Origin of the sequence: Iodobacter sp. BJB302, from assembly GCF_002735645.1 — a bacterium.
Taxonomy (GTDB): domain Bacteria; phylum Pseudomonadota; class Gammaproteobacteria; order Burkholderiales; family Chitinibacteraceae; genus Iodobacter.
Genome location: NZ_PDZG01000037.1, coordinates 20,255 through 36,101 on the forward strand (window position 1 = coordinate 20,255; position 15,847 = coordinate 36,101).

Annotated in this window: 16 protein-coding genes and 1 pseudogene; 3 read left to right on the forward strand and 14 right to left on the reverse strand. The window is 49.5% G+C overall.

The window, feature by feature from the left end:
* Positions 1 to 115 precede the first annotated feature (115 nt).
* The 5 genes from CSQ88_RS12960 to rlmE all read right to left on the reverse strand — a co-directional run bounded on the left by CSQ88_RS12960 (position 116) and on the right by rlmE (position 5,630).
* Positions 116 to 418: a BON domain-containing protein gene (locus CSQ88_RS12960; protein ID WP_257212592.1), complete on the reverse strand. Its 303-nt coding sequence runs from the start codon at positions 416 to 418 to the stop codon at positions 116 to 118.
* A 186-nt stretch (positions 419 to 604) separates the two neighbouring features.
* The gene (gene glmM, locus CSQ88_RS12965; RefSeq protein WP_099398514.1) at positions 605 to 1,966 is read right to left on the reverse strand and encodes a phosphoglucosamine mutase; all 1,362 of its coding nucleotides are present in this window, start codon (positions 1,964 to 1,966) and stop codon (positions 605 to 607) included.
* An 84-nt stretch (positions 1,967 to 2,050) separates the two neighbouring features.
* Positions 2,051 to 2,875, reverse strand: a complete 825-nt coding sequence (folP, locus tag CSQ88_RS12970) for a dihydropteroate synthase (RefSeq protein ID WP_099398543.1) — start codon at positions 2,873 to 2,875, stop codon at positions 2,051 to 2,053.
* A 97-nt stretch (positions 2,876 to 2,972) separates the two neighbouring features.
* Positions 2,973 to 4,892 carry an ATP-dependent zinc metalloprotease FtsH gene (gene ftsH, locus CSQ88_RS12975; RefSeq protein ID WP_099398515.1) on the reverse strand — a complete coding sequence of 640 codons (1,920 nt, stop codon included), beginning with the start codon at positions 4,890 to 4,892 and terminating at the stop codon, positions 2,973 to 2,975.
* Positions 4,893 to 5,009: 117 nt separating this feature from the next.
* Complete coding sequence (gene rlmE / locus CSQ88_RS12980) at positions 5,010 to 5,630, reverse strand: 23S rRNA (uridine(2552)-2'-O)-methyltransferase RlmE (RefSeq protein ID WP_099398516.1); 621 nt, start codon at positions 5,628 to 5,630, stop codon at positions 5,010 to 5,012.
* Positions 5,631 to 5,667: 37 nt separating this feature from the next.
* Between rlmE and yhbY the strand changes: the two genes are divergently transcribed.
* Positions 5,668 to 5,982: a ribosome assembly RNA-binding protein YhbY gene (gene yhbY, locus CSQ88_RS12985; protein ID WP_099398517.1), complete on the forward strand. Its 315-nt coding sequence runs from the start codon at positions 5,668 to 5,670 to the stop codon at positions 5,980 to 5,982.
* 50 nt (positions 5,983 to 6,032) lie between these two features.
* On the opposite strand, the gene CSQ88_RS12990 is transcribed toward yhbY, so the two are convergent.
* The 5 genes from CSQ88_RS12990 to CSQ88_RS13010 form a co-directional block, all read right to left on the reverse strand.
* Positions 6,033 to 6,476, reverse strand: a complete 444-nt coding sequence (locus CSQ88_RS12990) for a DUF4149 domain-containing protein (RefSeq protein ID WP_099398518.1) — start codon at positions 6,474 to 6,476, stop codon at positions 6,033 to 6,035.
* A gap of 150 nt (positions 6,477 to 6,626) precedes the next feature.
* A complete protein-coding gene (gene greA / locus CSQ88_RS12995; RefSeq protein WP_099398519.1) occupies positions 6,627 to 7,109 on the reverse strand; it encodes a transcription elongation factor GreA in 483 nt (160 codons plus the stop codon).
* 126 nt (positions 7,110 to 7,235) lie between these two features.
* Positions 7,236 to 10,457: a carbamoyl-phosphate synthase large subunit gene (carB, locus tag CSQ88_RS13000; protein WP_099398520.1), complete on the reverse strand. Its 3,222-nt coding sequence runs from the start codon at positions 10,455 to 10,457 to the stop codon at positions 7,236 to 7,238.
* 61 nt (positions 10,458 to 10,518) lie between these two features.
* Positions 10,519 to 11,655, reverse strand: coding sequence for a glutamine-hydrolyzing carbamoyl-phosphate synthase small subunit (carA, locus tag CSQ88_RS13005; protein ID WP_099398521.1), 1,137 nt, complete (start codon positions 11,653 to 11,655; stop codon positions 10,519 to 10,521).
* A gap of 167 nt (positions 11,656 to 11,822) precedes the next feature.
* On the reverse strand, positions 11,823 to 12,302 hold the full coding sequence (locus tag CSQ88_RS13010) for a glutathione peroxidase (RefSeq protein ID WP_099398522.1): 480 nt from the start codon (positions 12,300 to 12,302) through the stop codon (positions 11,823 to 11,825).
* Between the two features lie 23 nt (positions 12,303 to 12,325).
* Between CSQ88_RS13010 and CSQ88_RS13015 the strand changes: the two genes are divergently transcribed.
* The gene (locus CSQ88_RS13015) at positions 12,326 to 12,760 is read left to right on the forward strand and encodes a DUF1841 family protein (RefSeq protein WP_099398523.1); all 435 of its coding nucleotides are present in this window, start codon (positions 12,326 to 12,328) and stop codon (positions 12,758 to 12,760) included.
* Between the two features lie 111 nt (positions 12,761 to 12,871).
* Here the strand turns inward: CSQ88_RS13015 and CSQ88_RS13020 are convergent, their stop codons facing one another.
* The 3 genes from CSQ88_RS13020 to cyaY are packed head-to-tail and all read right to left on the reverse strand — an operon-like array spanning position 12,872 to position 15,028.
* Positions 12,872 to 14,305, reverse strand: a complete 1,434-nt coding sequence (locus CSQ88_RS13020) for a M48 family metalloprotease (RefSeq protein WP_099398524.1) — start codon at positions 14,303 to 14,305, stop codon at positions 12,872 to 12,874.
* Between the two features lies 1 nt (position 14,306).
* Positions 14,307 to 14,717 carry a YqaA family protein gene (locus CSQ88_RS13025; RefSeq protein ID WP_099398525.1) on the reverse strand — a complete coding sequence of 137 codons (411 nt, stop codon included), beginning with the start codon at positions 14,715 to 14,717 and terminating at the stop codon, positions 14,307 to 14,309.
* Positions 14,717 to 15,028, reverse strand: a complete 312-nt coding sequence (gene cyaY / locus CSQ88_RS13030) for an iron donor protein CyaY (RefSeq protein ID WP_099398526.1) — start codon at positions 15,026 to 15,028, stop codon at positions 14,717 to 14,719. The genes CSQ88_RS13025 and cyaY overlap by 1 nt, the downstream gene beginning before the upstream one ends.
* 62 nt (positions 15,029 to 15,090) lie before the next feature.
* Between cyaY and CSQ88_RS23680 the strand changes: the two are divergent.
* Positions 15,091 to 15,138: pseudogene (locus CSQ88_RS23680) on the forward strand (hypothetical protein); the annotation flags it as partial.
* 157 nt (positions 15,139 to 15,295) lie between these two features.
* On the opposite strand, the gene CSQ88_RS13035 reads toward CSQ88_RS23680, so the two are convergent.
* Positions 15,296 to 15,742 (reverse strand): Lrp/AsnC family transcriptional regulator, encoded by a 447-nt coding sequence (locus tag CSQ88_RS13035; RefSeq protein ID WP_099398527.1) that lies wholly within the window; start codon positions 15,740 to 15,742, stop codon positions 15,296 to 15,298.
* Between the last annotated feature and the right edge of the window lie 105 nt (positions 15,743 to 15,847).

A 15,847-nucleotide genomic window follows, 5' to 3' on the forward strand; every position in this document is an offset into this window, starting at 1 on the left:
AAGCTTGCCTTTTTTTATGCTTATTTATATGCGCAAGCCTGTATTTTATTGAAGCACCTGAGTTTAATAACAAAAAAAGCAGCCAAGGCTGCTTTTTTTGTTAAGTAAGATGTGCTTAGTTTTTTGGAACAATATTATTAAATACGTAACGCACACCTTTAACCTGTTCTGCAACATTGCCTGCACGCGCCATTTGTTCACCTTCATCAACGCTGCCTTCAATCGTTACATCGGCTTCTTTGCCCTTCACTTTCAAATTAAATTTCTGCAGAACCAAATCGTTATCCAAGTTGCCTTTTACTGCAGCAGCTAATGCATCACCACTTAAAGCCGGAATAGCAGGTGTATCTGCAGCATTCACTGTGCCCATAGCAAAAACTAAAGCACTGGATACCAAAATCAGGCGGGCTAATTTCATAAGATCATTCTCTCAGATTGTTGTGACAACAGATAACCCTGTTGCAGGCCATTAACTAATACGATTCTAAAAGGATTAAGTTACAGAATTGTTTAATTGCCATGACAAATCATTAAAAGAATTCCCTTACATTTCAAGAGAATAAAAGTCCGCCCTTAATCCTGCGGACTAATCTGCCCCTGCTGTTTATTCTGCAGTGGCCTCACTGCTCACAACCTTTGCAATTCGCTCTGCCCAATCACGGGCAATTGCCGCATCGGTATGCTCTACCATCACCCGCACAACGGGCTCGGTACCTGAAGGACGCAGCAAGACCCGCCCTTCTTCACCCATTGCTGCTTCTGCTTTTACAACTTCAGCCTTAATTAATTCTGAAGCATGACAATCAAAACCTTTAGCAATACGGACATTTTTAAGCACTTGCGTTGATAGCACCAGATCGTGGCAGTACTGAGCCAGAGTCTTGCCACTTTCTTTTAAGGCTTGCAGCACTTGCAGGGCAGAGACAATACCATCCCCAGTGGAATGCTTATCAAGGCAGAGTAAATGCCCGGAGCCTTCTCCGCCCACCAGCCAGTTATTTGCCAATAGTTTTTCCAGCACATAACGATCGCCCACTTTAGCGCGCTCAAATCCGATACCGCGTGCTTTCAGGCCATTTTCTACGCCTAAATTGGTCATGAGCGTGCCAACCACCCCTGCCCCTAAAGTGCCTTTATCCTGGCGGTAACAAGCCAGCGCATAAAGAAGCTGGTCACCATCAACAATAGTGCCATCCCGGTCAATCATAATCAGGCGATCACCATCGCCATCGAGTGAAATACCAAAATCTGCACCTTCGGACAAAACGGCTTTACGCGCGGTTTCCGGGTGAGTAGCACCCACTTCTTCATTAATATTGTAGCCATTAGGCGTCACGCCAATTTTAATGACTTCAGCGCCCAGCTCATGAAATACATGAGGAGCGATATCGTAAGTTGCACCATGGGCGCAATCGACCACCAGCTTTAAGCCGCGCAGATCCAGCTCATTTGGAAAAGTAGATTTGCAAAACTCGATATAACGGCCTGCGGCATCATCCACACGCCAGGATTTACCAATTTTCTTAGGTGAAACACAGGGCTGTACTTCATCAATCGCCGCTTCAATGGCCAACTCCACATCATCCGCAAGTTTTTTGCCACCAGCGCCAAAAAACTTGATGCCATTATCGTGATAAGGATTGTGCGATGCAGAAATCACAACACCAGCGGACAAACGCAAGGCGCGTGTTAAATAGGCGATGCCAGGGGTAGGCAGAGGGCCTGTGAGGTAAACATCCACACCAGCGGCATTTAAGCCCGCCTGCAAGGCGGCTTCCAGCATATAACCTGACACACGGGTGTCTTTTCCGATCAGCACAGCAGCATGATCACCATTGCCACGCTTACTCTCAGCAGCAAGTACTTTCCCTGCGGCATAACCCAGCTTCATTGCAAAATCAGGGGTAATTGGGTATTCACCCACTAAACCACGTACGCCATCTGTTCCAAAATACTTGCGACCCATTCTTCACCCCAATCATCATTAATATGCATTTTTACTCATTCTGAGAAGAAGAGTATTGCTCAACAACAAACTACCAACTGGCAATTATTGTAAGGCATGCAAAATTTTTAAAGCATCCACTGTTTCCCGAACATCATGGACGCGAATAACTGCAGAGCCTGCTTGAGCGGCCATCAGTGCAGCTGCGATACTGCCTGGCATTCTGTCAGCCACAGACTGCCCCGTAATTTGCCCCAGCATGCTTTTACGTGAAACACCGATCAATAATGGTGTTGCCAAACGCTCTTTCAGCTGCGGTAAAGATTTAAAGAGCGCGATATTATGCTCCAGCGTTTTACCAAAACCAAACCCCGGATCCAGCAGCAGCCGGTTGTGTGATATTCCTGCAGCTAATGCAGCATCCCGCCTTGCCGCCAGATAGGACAGCACCTCTGCCACCACATCCTGATAGCAGGGTGTTGCCTGCATATTGCGCGGATCTCCCTGCATATGCATCAGGCAAATTGCCGCATTACTTTGCGCAAGCAGCTGCAAAGCTCCTTCATCTTCCAGCGCGGCAATATCATTCACCAGATCCACCCCTGCGTCTAAAGCAGCGCGCATAACAGCGGATTTACGTGTATCAATGGACAAAGGGACGTTCAAGCTTTGCAGCGATTTAATTACCGGAATAACCCGGATCATTTCCTCTTCTGCATGAACAAAAGCCGCACCTGGCCTCGTCGATTCACCGCCGATATCCAAGATATCGGCGCCGTCACGCAGTAGTTTTTCTGCATGGGCTAAAGCCGCATCAATTTGCCTGTAATGCCCGCCATCAGAAAAAGAATCAGGTGTGACATTTAAAATACCCATAACCAAGGGCCGTTTCAGCTCCAAACTAAAACGCCCGCATTGCAACGCTTTCATCTTATTCCTCGAAATCAGTCTTTTTAAATAGCCGCTTTCAGCAGTGCTGGCATAAAAAAGGCGGCCCGTAAGGCCGCCCATTTTATTTACAACCCAATTATGCTTCTGTTGCCGGAGTTGTAATCACAGGAGTTGCAGGTGCTTCACCACTTGGGCGATCACCGCCGCTGGGTGCATTAGGCTTTACAGGCAAAGCCTTAGGTGGCTTTGGAGTACGCCCTTGCATGATGTCTTCAATCTGCTCTGCATCGATGGTTTCCCACTCCAGCAGGGCTACAGTCATCGCTTCAACTTTATCGCGATTATCTTCCAGCAGGCGACGGGCTAAGCCGTATTGCTCATCAATAATGCGGCGAATTTCAGCATCAACCTGCTGCATGGTCGCTTCAGACATATTCTTGTGCGTCGTTACCGAGCGCCCCAAGAATACTTCCCCTTCGTTTTCACCATAAACCATCGGGCCTAAAGCATCAGTCATGCCGTAACGAGTCACCATATCGCGTGCTAAAGAAGTTGCACGCTCAAAGTCATTCGATGCGCCTGTGGTCATCTGATTCATAAACAATTCTTCGGCGATACGGCCACCAAACAGGATGGCAATACGGTCCATCAGATAGCCACGATCATAAGCATAGCGATCAGCTTCTGGCAGCTGCATGGTTACACCCAGCGCACGGCCGCGTGGAATGATGGTGACTTTATGCACGGGATCAGACTTAGGTAAAAGCTTAGCCACAACAGCATGGCCTGATTCGTGATAAGCAGTGTTTTGCTTTTCTTCTTCACTCATCACCATGGTGCGACGTTCCGCACCCATCATGATTTTATCTTTAGCCGACTCAAAGTCATCCATATCAACCAAGCGTTTTACACGGCGGGCTGCAAACAAAGCCGCTTCATTCACCAGATTGGCAAGGTCAGCACCAGAGAAACCAGGCGTACCACGGGCAATCACTTGTGCATCCACATCGTTAGAGATCGGCACTTTGCGCATATGCACGCCAAGAATCTGCTCACGGCCACGGATATCCGGCAAGGACACCATTACCTGGCGATCGAAACGGCCCGGGCGCAGTAAAGCAGGATCAAGCACATCAGGACGATTGGTTGCTGCAATCACCATAATGCCGGAATTGCCTTCAAAACCATCCATCTCAACCAGCATCTGGTTCAACGTTTGCTCGCGCTCGTCATTACCGCCGCCCATACCAGCACCGCGCTGACGACCCACAGCATCAATTTCATCGATAAAGATAATGCATGGTGCATTTTTCTTGGCATTTTCAAACATATCGCGAACGCGGGCAGCACCCACACCCACAAACATTTCCACGAAATCTGAACCAGAAATACTAAAGAAAGGCACTTTGGCTTCACCAGCAATCGCTTTAGCCAGCAGAGTCTTACCCGTTCCCGGAGGGCCTACCAGCAGGATACCGCGTGGCATACGGCCACCTAAGCTCTGATATTTGCTTGGGTCGCGCAGGTAATCAACGATTTCTGATACATCAGCCTTGGCTTCATCGCAGCCCGCTACATCGGCAAAGGTAATCACATTGGTCGCTTCGTCTAAAAGACGCGCCTTAGATTTACCAAAACTGAATGCACCGCCTTTACCGCCACCTTGCATCTGGCGCATAAAGAAGACCCACACACCGATCAGGAGCAGCATAGGGAACCAGTTGATGAATAAATTCATCAGGAAGCTGGGTTCTTCTTCTGCTTTGGCCGCAAACTTCACGTTGTGTTTGATCAGCGTATCAACCATACGAAAATCAAATGGAGCCAGTGTAGAAAACGCCGTGCCGTCGTTGCGCTTGCCTTTAATAATCTGACCACGAATCGGGTTGCCCTCGATTTCTGCGCTCGCAATACGATCAGCCTCTACATCGGCCATAAATTGTGAATACGCCACTTGCCCGCTCGCCTCTTGCTTGCGGGAAAACTGATTAAAAACTGTCATCAATACAAGACCAATGACGAGCCAGATGGCGATGTTCTTGCCGAGATTGTTCACGGCGCTACTCCTGATTATCCCCAAGGGGATGAAAGAAAAAATTCCACGCGTTTATGGCTGGCAGTCTGCATAAGCTTAGCACTGCCTGCTGCAGGTACTTAAATCCAATAAGCTGTTTCAGGCTTTTTTTTGCCTGCCGAGCAAATAAGTTTCATTGCTGCGATCACGCGAAGCCTTAGGGTTACGGGTTACAACACTAGTAAATGTCTCACGCATGGCATTCATGTACTCGGTAAAACCATAACCCTGGAATACCTTGACCAGAAAATACCCGTTTGGTTTCAATTGTTCACGAACAAATTCCAAAGCAAGCTCACATAAATACATACTGCGAGCCTGATCCATCACCGCGTTCCCCGTTATATTGGGGGCCATATCGCAAATCACAAGGTCTACCTGACGGCCAGCCAGTAATTCTGTGTACTGAGCCAGCACTTCTTCGTCTCTGAAATCCCCCTGAATGAAGTCCACGCCCCTGATCGGCGTCATATCCAGTAAGTCTAGCGCAAAAACGCGACCAGATTCACCGACATGCTGACTGGCGACTTGCGACCAGCTTCCGGGTGCGGCCCCCAGATCGGCCACCCACAGGCCTTGTTTGAATAATTTATCTTTTTCATTAATCTCAAGCAGCTTATAAGCAGCGCGCGCACGGTAGCCCTCTTTTTTCGCCTGATGAACATAATGATCGTTGACGTGTTCCTTCATCCACGCATTACTGGAATTGCTACGAGCCATGAGGTAAAATTGCCTGTTTAGTCAAGGATTTGAAACAATGGAACTCACATCGGATCAGCGTCGCCATCTGAAAAGCTTGGCTCATCATATCGATCCAGTCGTGATGATCGGGAATAATGGCCTGGCAGACGCGGTAATCCGCGAAATTGCTGTTAATTTAGATGCACATGAACTCATTAAGATCCGCGTTCTGGGTGATGATCGTGCCCTGCGTGAAGAATACATGCAAAAGATCTGCTCTGAGTTAGGCGCGTCCGCCGTTCAACACATTGGTAAGCTATTAATTGTTTACCGCGCATCGAACAGCGACAAGCCACGAATCGTACTACCCAAGGCAAAAAAAGCCAAATAAACGGGTTTTACATACGTTAGGGCGACTCAGGTCGCCCTAATCTTTTGTGCCTAGCGATCACTATCTGACCAGATGTAAATTATACCAAACACACTTTGCAACAGATAAATCAGGCTGGAAATAGTATGCCATTGCGCTAATCCCCCGCCAAACACGCCTTCTGCGGCCGTGCTTACAGCAGGCTTTAAACTGGCAATTAAGGGAAAGATAGCAAACTGATTAATCAGGGTGCAAAACAGCATCCCCACCACCAGCCAGAACTTACTGCTCTGAAATCCTCGCATACCCATCTGCCATACACACCAAATGGCCAGATACACACCTGCAACAATCCCCACCCAACCAATCGCATGAAACAGCTTTCCTGCCACCATGCCTGCAGTCGCTTTATCTAAGCCTGCAAACAAAGCAGGAGCTGCGATAACGCCTATGGTCCACATACCGCCAATCCACAGTACGGTGAGAAGGTTTTTTAAACCTGAACCTAAGCCCATTGCATTCCCAGATTTAATAGTCAGTTGAAAACGTCATAACAAGCTGAAGTACCCGGCAAAATGACAAAAAACCATCACCCACGCTGGCAATAAGATTTTAAGCCATTTCCGGCATACGATCAGTGCAAGGTACAGCTTGCGCCAGAGCTTTTAAATATATTTAACGTCGAGTACTTCATACTCACGAATCCCGCCCGGGGCAACGACCTCGGCAACATCACCGGCATACTTACCGATCAAAGCACGGGCGATTGGGCTGGATACGGAGATTTTAAATTCTTTAATTTCAGCCTCATCATCACCCACAATCTGGTAGGTCACTTTATTGCTGGTTTCAAGATCTTCAAGATCAACCGTTGCGCCAAATACCACGCGGCCTTCGGCAGTTTCTGCAAGGCTGGCAGGCTCGATCAGCTGGGCATTGGAAAGCTTGCTTTCCAATTCAGCGATACGGCCCTCAACAAAGCCTTGCTTTTCTTTCGCTGCATCATATTCAGCGTTTTCCGACAAATCACCGTGCGAACGTGCCTCGGCAATCGCTGCAATCACGGAAGGACGTTCTACGCTCTTCAGATTTTGCAGTTCGGCTTTCAGTTTTACCGCACCTTGTACGGTGAGCGGAATTTTTATCATTTCTTTACAGTCTCCATCCAAAAAGAAGAGCCGCCGTCACGAGTGGACGGCGGCTTTTACTTAAGTTCCAGCGGGTGATATCTGACTAAGGTAGAACATCATCCACGAACCTTAGGGCGTAAATTATCAGTGTTTGATCGTACGATGCAAGCCCTGCAGATCATAAACCCGCATTTCACCCAAATCACGCATACCAATACACGCCGCTTTTGCGCCTGCAATCGTTGTAAACACGGGTAAGCGGGCCTTCATGGCTTCATGGCGAATCGAGTAAGAATCCTGAATGGCCTGGCGACGTTCGTCGACAGTATTCACAATCATGGAAATTTCACCATTTTTGATCATGTCCACAATATGCGGACGCCCTTCAGTTACTTTATTCACACTCTGAACAACAACGCCTGCTTCACCGATGGCTGCAGCTGTACCCTTGGTCGCAAAAACTTTAAAGCCCAGGTCTGTCAGCACCCTGGCACACTCTAAAGCACCTGACTTGTCACCATCTTTCACGGATACAAACACATTACCCTGTGTTGGCAATGCCACCCCTGCAGCGAGTTGCGATTTTACAAAAGCTTCCGCAAATGTATCACCTACACCCATCACTTCACCGGTCGATTTCATTTCCGGGCCAAGAATAGAATCTACGCCCGGGAATTTAATAAACGGAAATACCGCTTCTTTAACCGAGAAGTACGGAGGAATAACCTCACGCGTCACGCCTTGCGATGAAAGGCTCTGCCCTGCCATACAACGTGCGGCAATTTTAGCTAATGGCAGGCTTGTTGCCTTAGATACATAAGGCACAGTGCGTGATGCACGCGGATTGACTTCAAGTACAAACACGATGGCAGCATCGCCTTTGCCCTGAATAGCGAACTGCACATTCATCAGACCCACCACATTCAGGCCTTTTGCCATCAAAACAGTCTGGCGGCGTAGCTCATCCTGAATTTCTTTCGACAAACTAAACGGAGGCAAAGAGCAGGCCGAGTCGCCCGAGTGCACGCCAGCTTGTTCGATGTGCTCCATAATGCCGCCAATCAGGACATCGGTGCCATCACAAATCGCATCCACATCCACTTCAATAGCGTCGTTAAGGAAGCGGTCGAGCAGCACCGGGCTGTCATTCGATACCTTCACGGCCTCACGCATATAGCGCTCTAAATCAGACTGCTGATGCACGATTTCCATCGCACGACCGCCCAATACATAAGAAGGGCGAACCACCAGCGGGTAGCCAATTTCAGCAGCCAGCAGCAGTGCATCGCGCTCATTACGCGCAGTGCGGTTAGGCGGCTGACGCAGACCTAAATCCTGCAATAATTTCTGGAAGCGCTCGCGATCTTCAGCGGCATCAATCATATCTGGCGTAGTACCAATAATGGCCACACCGTTTGCTTCCAGCGCACGGGCTAATTTAAGCGGAGTCTGGCCACCGTATTGCACGATCACGCCTTCCGGCTTTTCGATATTAACGATTTCCAACACGTCTTCAAGTGTCAGCGGCTCAAAATACAGGCGATCCGAGGTGTCGTAATCGGTAGATACGGTTTCCGGATTACAGTTCACCATAATGGTTTCAAAACCATCTTCACGCAGCGCCAGTGCGGCATGCACGCAGCAATAATCAAACTCAATCCCCTGGCCGATGCGGTTTGGCCCGCCGCCCAGAATCATGATTTTGCGTTTATCGGTAGGCGCAGCTTCGCACTCTTCTTCGTATGTGGAATACATATACGCAGTATCGGTAGAGAATTCAGCCGCACACGTATCCACACGCTTGTACACAGGGCGAATCTTCAGGGCATGACGCGCTTTACGCACCGCGGCCTGATCGGTATCCAGCAATGCAGCCAGGCGACGATCCGAGAAACCCTTGCGCTTTAAGCGGCGCATGGTGGCGTAGTCAATTGACTCAAGCGCCGTACCACGAATCGCGTTTTCTTCCTGAACAAGGTCTTCGATCTGACGCAGGAACCAAGGATCAATCTTAGTCAGATTGAATACCTCGGCCATGCTCATGCCTACACGGAATGCATCTGCCACATACCAGATACGCTCCGGGCCTGGCGTTGCAATTTCTGCTTCGATCACGCTGCGGTCAGTGGTCATTTCATCAAAACCAGACATGCCGGTTTCTAAGCCACGCAGGGCTTTTTGCATGGATTCCTGAACGCTGCGGCCAATCGCCATCACTTCACCAACCGACTTCATTTGCGTGGTCAGCTTGTCATTGGCTTGCGGGAATTTCTCGAAAGCAAAACGCGGGATTTTGGTCACAACGTAATCAATCGATGGCTCGAAAGAAGCAGGTGTTTTGCCACCGGTGATTTCGTTTTGTAATTCATCCAAGGTAAAGCCTACAGCCAGCTTGGCAGCCACTTTGGCAATCGGGAACCCCGTTGCTTTTGAGGCCAGCGCTGAAGAGCGGCTTACGCGTGGATTCATTTCAATAACGATCATCTCGCCATTTTCTGGGTTAGTAGCAAACTGAACGTTTGAACCACCCGTATCCACGCCAATCTCACGCAACACCGCCAAAGAGGCGTTACGCATGATTTGGTATTCTTTATCGGTCAGCGTTTGCGCGGGGGCCACGGTGATCGAATCACCGGTATGCACACCCATTGGGTCAAAGTTTTCGATTGAACAGATGATAATGCAGTTGTCGGCGCGGTCACGCACCACTTCCATCTCGTACTCTTTCCAGCCCAGAACCGATTGCTCGATAAGCAACTCATTGGTAGGCGAAGCTTCAAAACCACGATCACAGATTTCCAGGAATTCTTCGCGGTTATAAGCAATACCGCCGCCCGATCCACCCATGGTAAACGAAGGGCGAATCAGTGTAGGAAACCCAACCGAGGCCTGCACAGCCAGCGCTTGTTCCATATTGTGAGCAATGCCCGATTTTGGCGTAGACAGGCCAATTTTGGTCATTGCATCTTTAAACTTACCGCGATCTTCCGCTTTATCGATGGCATCCGGCTTGGCGCCAATCATTTCTACGCTGTACTTTTCCAGTACGCCATTGCGCCACAGATCGAGCGCGCAATTCAGAGCCGTCTGGCCACCCATGGTTGGCAGCAGCGCATCCGGGCGCTCTTTCTCAATAATTTTTTCAACCATCTGCCAGGTAATTGGCTCGATGTAAGTCACGTCCGCCATATTCGGGTCAGTCATGATGGTGGCAGGGTTGCTGTTCACCAAAATAACGCGGTAACCCTCTTCACGCAGCGCCTTACATGCCTGCGCTCCGGAATAGTCGAACTCACAAGCCTGGCCGATCACAATCGGGCCAGCACCAATGATTAAGATGCTTTTTAAATCTGTACGTTTTGGCATTGCTCTACCCTCAAACCACTATTCGCTAGGCTGTGCGGCCAGAAGCCACACAGTACGCCCCTTAAACCGCTGCTTTTTGCTCTCGCATCAAACCAATAAATTTATCGAACAGATAAGCTACATCGGTTGGCCCCGGGCTTGCTTCCGGGTGCCCCTGGAAAGAAAACGCAGGTTTGTCAGTCAAGGCAATCCCTTGCACTGTGCCATCAAACAGTGAGCGATGTGTCACCGTTACATTGGCTGGCAAGCTGGTTTCATCCACCTGAAAGCCATGATTCTGGCTGGTGATCATCACATGCTTGCTGGCTAAATCCTGCACAGGATGATTTGCACCGTGGTGGCCAAACTTCATCTTGCTGGTTTTAGCGCCACTGGCAAGGCCCAGTAACTGATGGCCAAGGCAAATACCAAACACGGGTAAATGAGTCGCCAGAATTTCTTTAATCGCGCTGATCGCGTAATCGCAAGGCTCAGGATCTCCCGGGCCATTCGATAAAAACACGCCATCGGGCTTCAGAGCCAATACTTCGCTGGCAGGCGTTTGAGCAGGCACAACGGTTAATTTACAGCCGCGTTCAGCCAGCATGCGCAAAATGTTGTACTTCACGCCAAAATCGTAGGCAACAACGTGGAATTCTGGATTTGTTTGCGCGGTGTAACCCGTGCCCAGCTTCCATTCACCTGTTGTCCATGCAAAAGATTCTTTACAGCTCACCACTTTAGCCAGATCTTGCCCTGCCATTGAGCCAAAAGACCTGGCTTTTTCAACAGCAGCCGCCGCATCAATATTGTCACCAGTAACAATACAACCTGGCTGAGCACCTTTGCTGCGCAAAATACGAGTGAGCTTACGCGTATCAATATCTGCAATCGCCACAACATTATTCTTAACGAGGTAATCGCCAAGACTCATATCAGAGCGGAAATTAGAATGTAAAAGTGGCAAATCACGAATGATCAGGCCTGCGGCAAACACGGAATGTGACTCAACGTCTTCCGGGCTTACGCCGTAGTTACCGATATGTGGGTAGGTCAGAGTGACCATTTGCTTGGTATACGATGGATCGGTCAGGATTTCCTGATAACCGGTCATCGCCGTATTGAACACGACCTCACCAATGGTTGAGCCATCGCATCCGATGGAAATACCATGAAAGAGGGTGCCGTCGGCAAGCGCAAGAAGGGCTGGTTTTGACACAGGCGGCTCCTGGGCATTGCGCCCACAAGATTGAGTTCGGATATTTCTGAGGATGGCAAAACGGGATAGCCCCAGCTATCCCGCTCGCACAAAATTGAGCCACATTGTACCGTAAAAGCCCTTATCTATCAATGTGAAGCCAAATTCATTATGAATAGATTACAGTCTTACAGCAGCTTTTCAATCTCAGCACTGAGTTCTTCGGGTTTTGTCATCGGAGCAAAGCGATCTGCCACCTTACCTTGCTTATCCAGTAAAAATTTACTGAAATTCCACTTGATTGCCTCAATCCCCAACAAACCAGGCTTTTCACTTTTTAGCCAAGTAAAGAGCGGAGCCGCGTTTTCTCCATTCACATCCACCTTGGCAAACAGAGGAAAGCTCACATTGAATTTAGTGGTACAAAAATCCAGGATTTCCGCTTCACTGCCCGGCTCCTGCGCACCAAACTGATTACACGGAAAACCCAGCACCACAAAACCACGGTCTTTATATTGCTCATAAAGGGCTTGCAAGCCTTCATACTGCGGCGTAAAGCCACATTGGCTCGCTACATTCACCACCAAAACCACCGAACCGGCATACTGAGCCAAATCAACCGTTTCCCCAGCCATACCTTGCACGCTAAAATCACCGATATTGCTCATTATTTATCCTTAGTTGAGAACACATGCTATTTAACCCATCCCGCGATGAAGCCCGCCGCTTTTTTATTCAAGCATGGCAGAAACATCAGGCGAATGCGCCGCTGGCCGATATCGAAAAAATAATTGCGGGCATCTTGCTGCATCACCCCGAATACCAGCCGATTCTATCTGAAGAATACTTAGATAAAGACTGGCCGCCCGAATATGGCGAAACCAATCCTTTTTTGCATATCAGTATGCACCTTGCCATTGAAGAACAAATCTCGATCGATCAGCCCGCTGGCGTTAAAGCTTTATATCAGCAACTCTGTGAAAGATTATCGCTGGAACACACCGCCCTGCACGCCATGATGGATGGCTTGGGTGAAATGATGTGGCAAGCCCAAAGAAACAATACCCCGCCCGATCCTGAAGTTTATTTAGAAATACTGCGTTTTAAGGTGGGGCAGTTGAAATAAGGGCTCCGGTAAAAAATTACCGCCAGAAATACCTCCCCGCTGCATTACACATACAGAGGGTAAGCCACGCTTGGTGTGAAAAACCTTTGCGTCAGCGCTTTATCTGCCTGCTTATTTAAGCGGCAGCTGCAATTGCTTCAGCTCTTTTAAACGCGCCTCAATCGCCGATAAAAGATAAAAATCGCCAGCACCGGCATTTTGCGCCTGCTGCAGCTGCTCAATCGCTGCGGTGTATTCACCAAGACGGGTGTAGTACTCGGCCTGAGCCTGATGCTGGCGTACCGCATCCCCCCGTGCATTTTGAATTTTGGAAATACGCTGCCAGAGATATGCGTCTGAAGGATAAAGCTCGCTGGCGTACTGGGCACTGGCCAAAGCGTCGCCCAATTGCTGGTTGGCAATCAGCGCGTCGATTTCGCCATAAACAAGGGCCCGGCTGGCGGGGAAGCGTTTGCTGGCTTCTTTAAATATTTGCAAAGCATCATCAGGGCGCTTTTGTGCAAGGCGGATGCTGCCAGCCAGATATTCTAATGAGGAATGCGTTTTGCCTAAGGCTTGTTTGGATTGCTGCAAATAAACCCATGCGCCATTGGCATCAAAGGCCGCTAATTGCGCCAAAGCCAGGCCATAAAGGTGTGATGGCAGATGAGCGTATTTTTTTTCTGCCAGGGTTTTTCGATAGTAATTCAGCGCGTCTTGCTCATCCATCTGCAAGAATCGCGCTTTTTCGCGCACAAATAAGAAGTCTAAGGAATCTTTAAACTGCTGGTAAGGCTTATCTTTTAAACGGGCTTGCGCGTCGCTGATCCGCTTATACGTCACGGGGTGGGTGCGTAAAAACTCAGGAGCATTCCCCTCCCCCAGCCGTGAGTTTTTTTGCATGCGGTCAAAAAATGTCGGCATGGCCGCCTGATCAAACCCCGCCTTTTGCAAGGTCTGCATGCCAAGCCGGTCTGCTTCCTGCTCAAACATATAGGTGTAATCAAGCTGGCGCTGAATCATATAGGCTTGGCTGCCCATCAGGCCCGCCATCGCTACATCGCCCTTGCCCGCACTGGCAGCCACAATCGCTAAGCCTAAAGCCGCCAGCGTCACCCAAGGGGCCATTTTTTGCCCTTCTAAAAGGCGGGCAAAGTGATGCTGGGTGACGTGAGCAATTTCGTGCGACAGCACAGATGCAAGCTCTGATTCATGCTGGGACAGCACTATCAGGCCGGTATGCACGCCCACAAGGCCACCAGGAATAGCAAAGGCGTTAACGCTGCGATCGAGCATGGGAAAGAAAACAAAATTGGTTTCGGTTTCGCCACTGGCATCCAGTAAGCGCCCGCCAAGCTGGCGCAAATAAGCAACCAGCTCCGGGTCTTCGCTCATGGCACCGCTGCGCCGCAGCTCGCGCATGGCCGATTCACCAATCTGGCGCTCCTGCAAAGGGCTTAAGCCTTCTTGCGAAGACTCACCCAAATTGGGCAACTGCACATCGGCCTGCAAGGGTGCAGAAACCAGGCTTGCCGCCAGAATCAATGCCAATAAACGTCGGGACAAATTAAGCTCCTATCAGCCAGCTTGCTGCACCCGCCAGCACCAGATAGCGTGCGGCTTTACCTAATAACATCCACAGCACAACCTGCCGCCATGGCCAGCGCAGCCAGCCGGCTACACCACATAAAACATCACCCACCACCGGCAGCCAGGTCAGCAGTAAACTCACCGGGCCAATTCGCTCTGCCCAGGCAACGGCCTTTCCTTTGGGTGCGGCAGGCAAACGGCGGCCCATCCATACCGTAAGTAATCCGCCCAGCGTATTACCGGCCGTCACCACCAGCAAGGCAGGAATTAATCCTTGGGAATTAAAGTGCAGATAGGCCAGAAGGGCTGCTTCAGAATTACCCGGCAGCAAGGTAGCCGATAAAAAAGCCGAGGCAAACAAGCCCGACAGCCACGCTGGCTCAATCATCAAAAGCTAAAATCTTCCTGGGCATGGGCGCTGATTGCTTTACTTAAATCAGCAAAAAACTCACCAGCCTCACGGGTGCTTTGCCACACGCCATCCAGCAAACGGTAGTGATAGCCCCCTGAGCGCGCGGCAATCCACAGCTCCTGGTTGGCGGCGTGGCGGTTTACAATAATTTTACTGCGATCTTCAAACTCAATTTCTAATACATTGCCAGAGAGCAAGGTATCTGTATCCAGCCCGCTCTCATCCAGTGCCGCTTCGATTTTTGCGAATACGCTATCGCTGAGGTCAAGAAACTCGGACTCGGTCATTCAATCTATTCCCTGCATGTTAGAATTGCGATTCTGCCACTAAATACTGACTAGTAGCCAAAATGATACGTGCGCTGTTATTACTATTGACCATTACCACTCTTACAGCCTGCGGTTTTAAAGGTGGCCTTTATCTGCCTGAAAAGCCAGCCAGCACCACGGCCAGTGCGCCTGCTGCATCCAAATAAACGGGCAGAGCGGCATATCGTACCTGCGTGATGCCCATGCCATTCAATTTGACAGAGTGGGCAGCAAAACGTGCCTGCCCTAAACAATAGAAATCGTTTTCCCCACCACATGGGTGGTTAAAACGATGGCAGTAGAGGTTGAGCCAAAAGCATTCAGATCATTAATTATGCGCTGCAAGTGCTCTACATCGGTGGCCAGCACCCGCATCACCGCGCCATCCTCCCCGGTGACCGTATAGCAATCAATAATCTCCGGGCAGTCCGCCACAAATTGCGCATAGGGCCTGCCCTGCTGGGTAGACAGCCTGATCATGGCGGTAATCTGATAGCCCAGCGCCTTAGGGTTAATATCAGCCCGATAGCCGCGAATCACATTACTGCTCTCCAGCCTTTTAATCCGCTCAGAAACCGCAGGCTGGCTTAAGTGCACTTGCCGCCCTATTTCTGCGTGTGACATCCGCGCATCCGTCTGCAAAAGCTGGAGTATTTTCTGGTCAAAAAGGTCGATTTTCGGATTCATAAGCATACTTGGTTCATTTCCAGTGAAACTCAGGTTGAATCCGGCATTTACTTATGAAATGCCCTGTATTCCAAACGAATACCTTGCTAAATTATAAGTCCATTATATCTA

Coding starts and splice junctions, on each gene's coding strand:
- CSQ88_RS12960 (WP_257212592.1), bottom strand. CDS start 418: ATGAAATTAGCCCGCCTGATTTTGGTATCCAGTGCTTTAGTTTTTGCT.
- glmM (WP_099398514.1), bottom strand. CDS start 1,966: ATGGGTCGCAAGTATTTTGGAACAGATGGCGTACGTGGTTTAGTGGGT.
- folP (WP_099398543.1), bottom strand. CDS start 2,875: ATGAAAGCGTTGCAATGCGGGCGTTTTAGTTTGGAGCTGAAACGGCCC.
- rlmE (WP_099398516.1), bottom strand. CDS start 5,630: ATGGCTCGTAGCAATTCCAGTAATGCGTGGATGAAGGAACACGTCAAC.
- yhbY (WP_099398517.1), top strand. CDS start 5,668: ATGGAACTCACATCGGATCAGCGTCGCCATCTGAAAAGCTTGGCTCAT.
- CSQ88_RS12990 (WP_099398518.1), bottom strand. CDS start 6,476: ATGGGCTTAGGTTCAGGTTTAAAAAACCTTCTCACCGTACTGTGGATT.
- greA (WP_099398519.1), bottom strand. CDS start 7,109: ATGATAAAAATTCCGCTCACCGTACAAGGTGCGGTAAAACTGAAAGCC.
- carB (WP_099398520.1), bottom strand. CDS start 10,457: ATGCCAAAACGTACAGATTTAAAAAGCATCTTAATCATTGGTGCTGGC.
- CSQ88_RS13010 (WP_099398522.1), bottom strand. CDS start 12,302: ATGAGCAATATCGGTGATTTTAGCGTGCAAGGTATGGCTGGGGAAACG.
- CSQ88_RS13015 (WP_099398523.1), top strand. CDS start 12,326: ATGCTATTTAACCCATCCCGCGATGAAGCCCGCCGCTTTTTTATTCAA.
- CSQ88_RS13025 (WP_099398525.1), bottom strand. CDS start 14,717: ATGATTGAGCCAGCGTGGCTGTCGGGCTTGTTTGCCTCGGCTTTTTTA.
- cyaY (WP_099398526.1), bottom strand. CDS start 15,028: ATGACCGAGTCCGAGTTTCTTGACCTCAGCGATAGCGTATTCGCAAAA.
- CSQ88_RS13035 (WP_099398527.1), bottom strand. CDS start 15,742: ATGCTTATGAATCCGAAAATCGACCTTTTTGACCAGAAAATACTCCAG.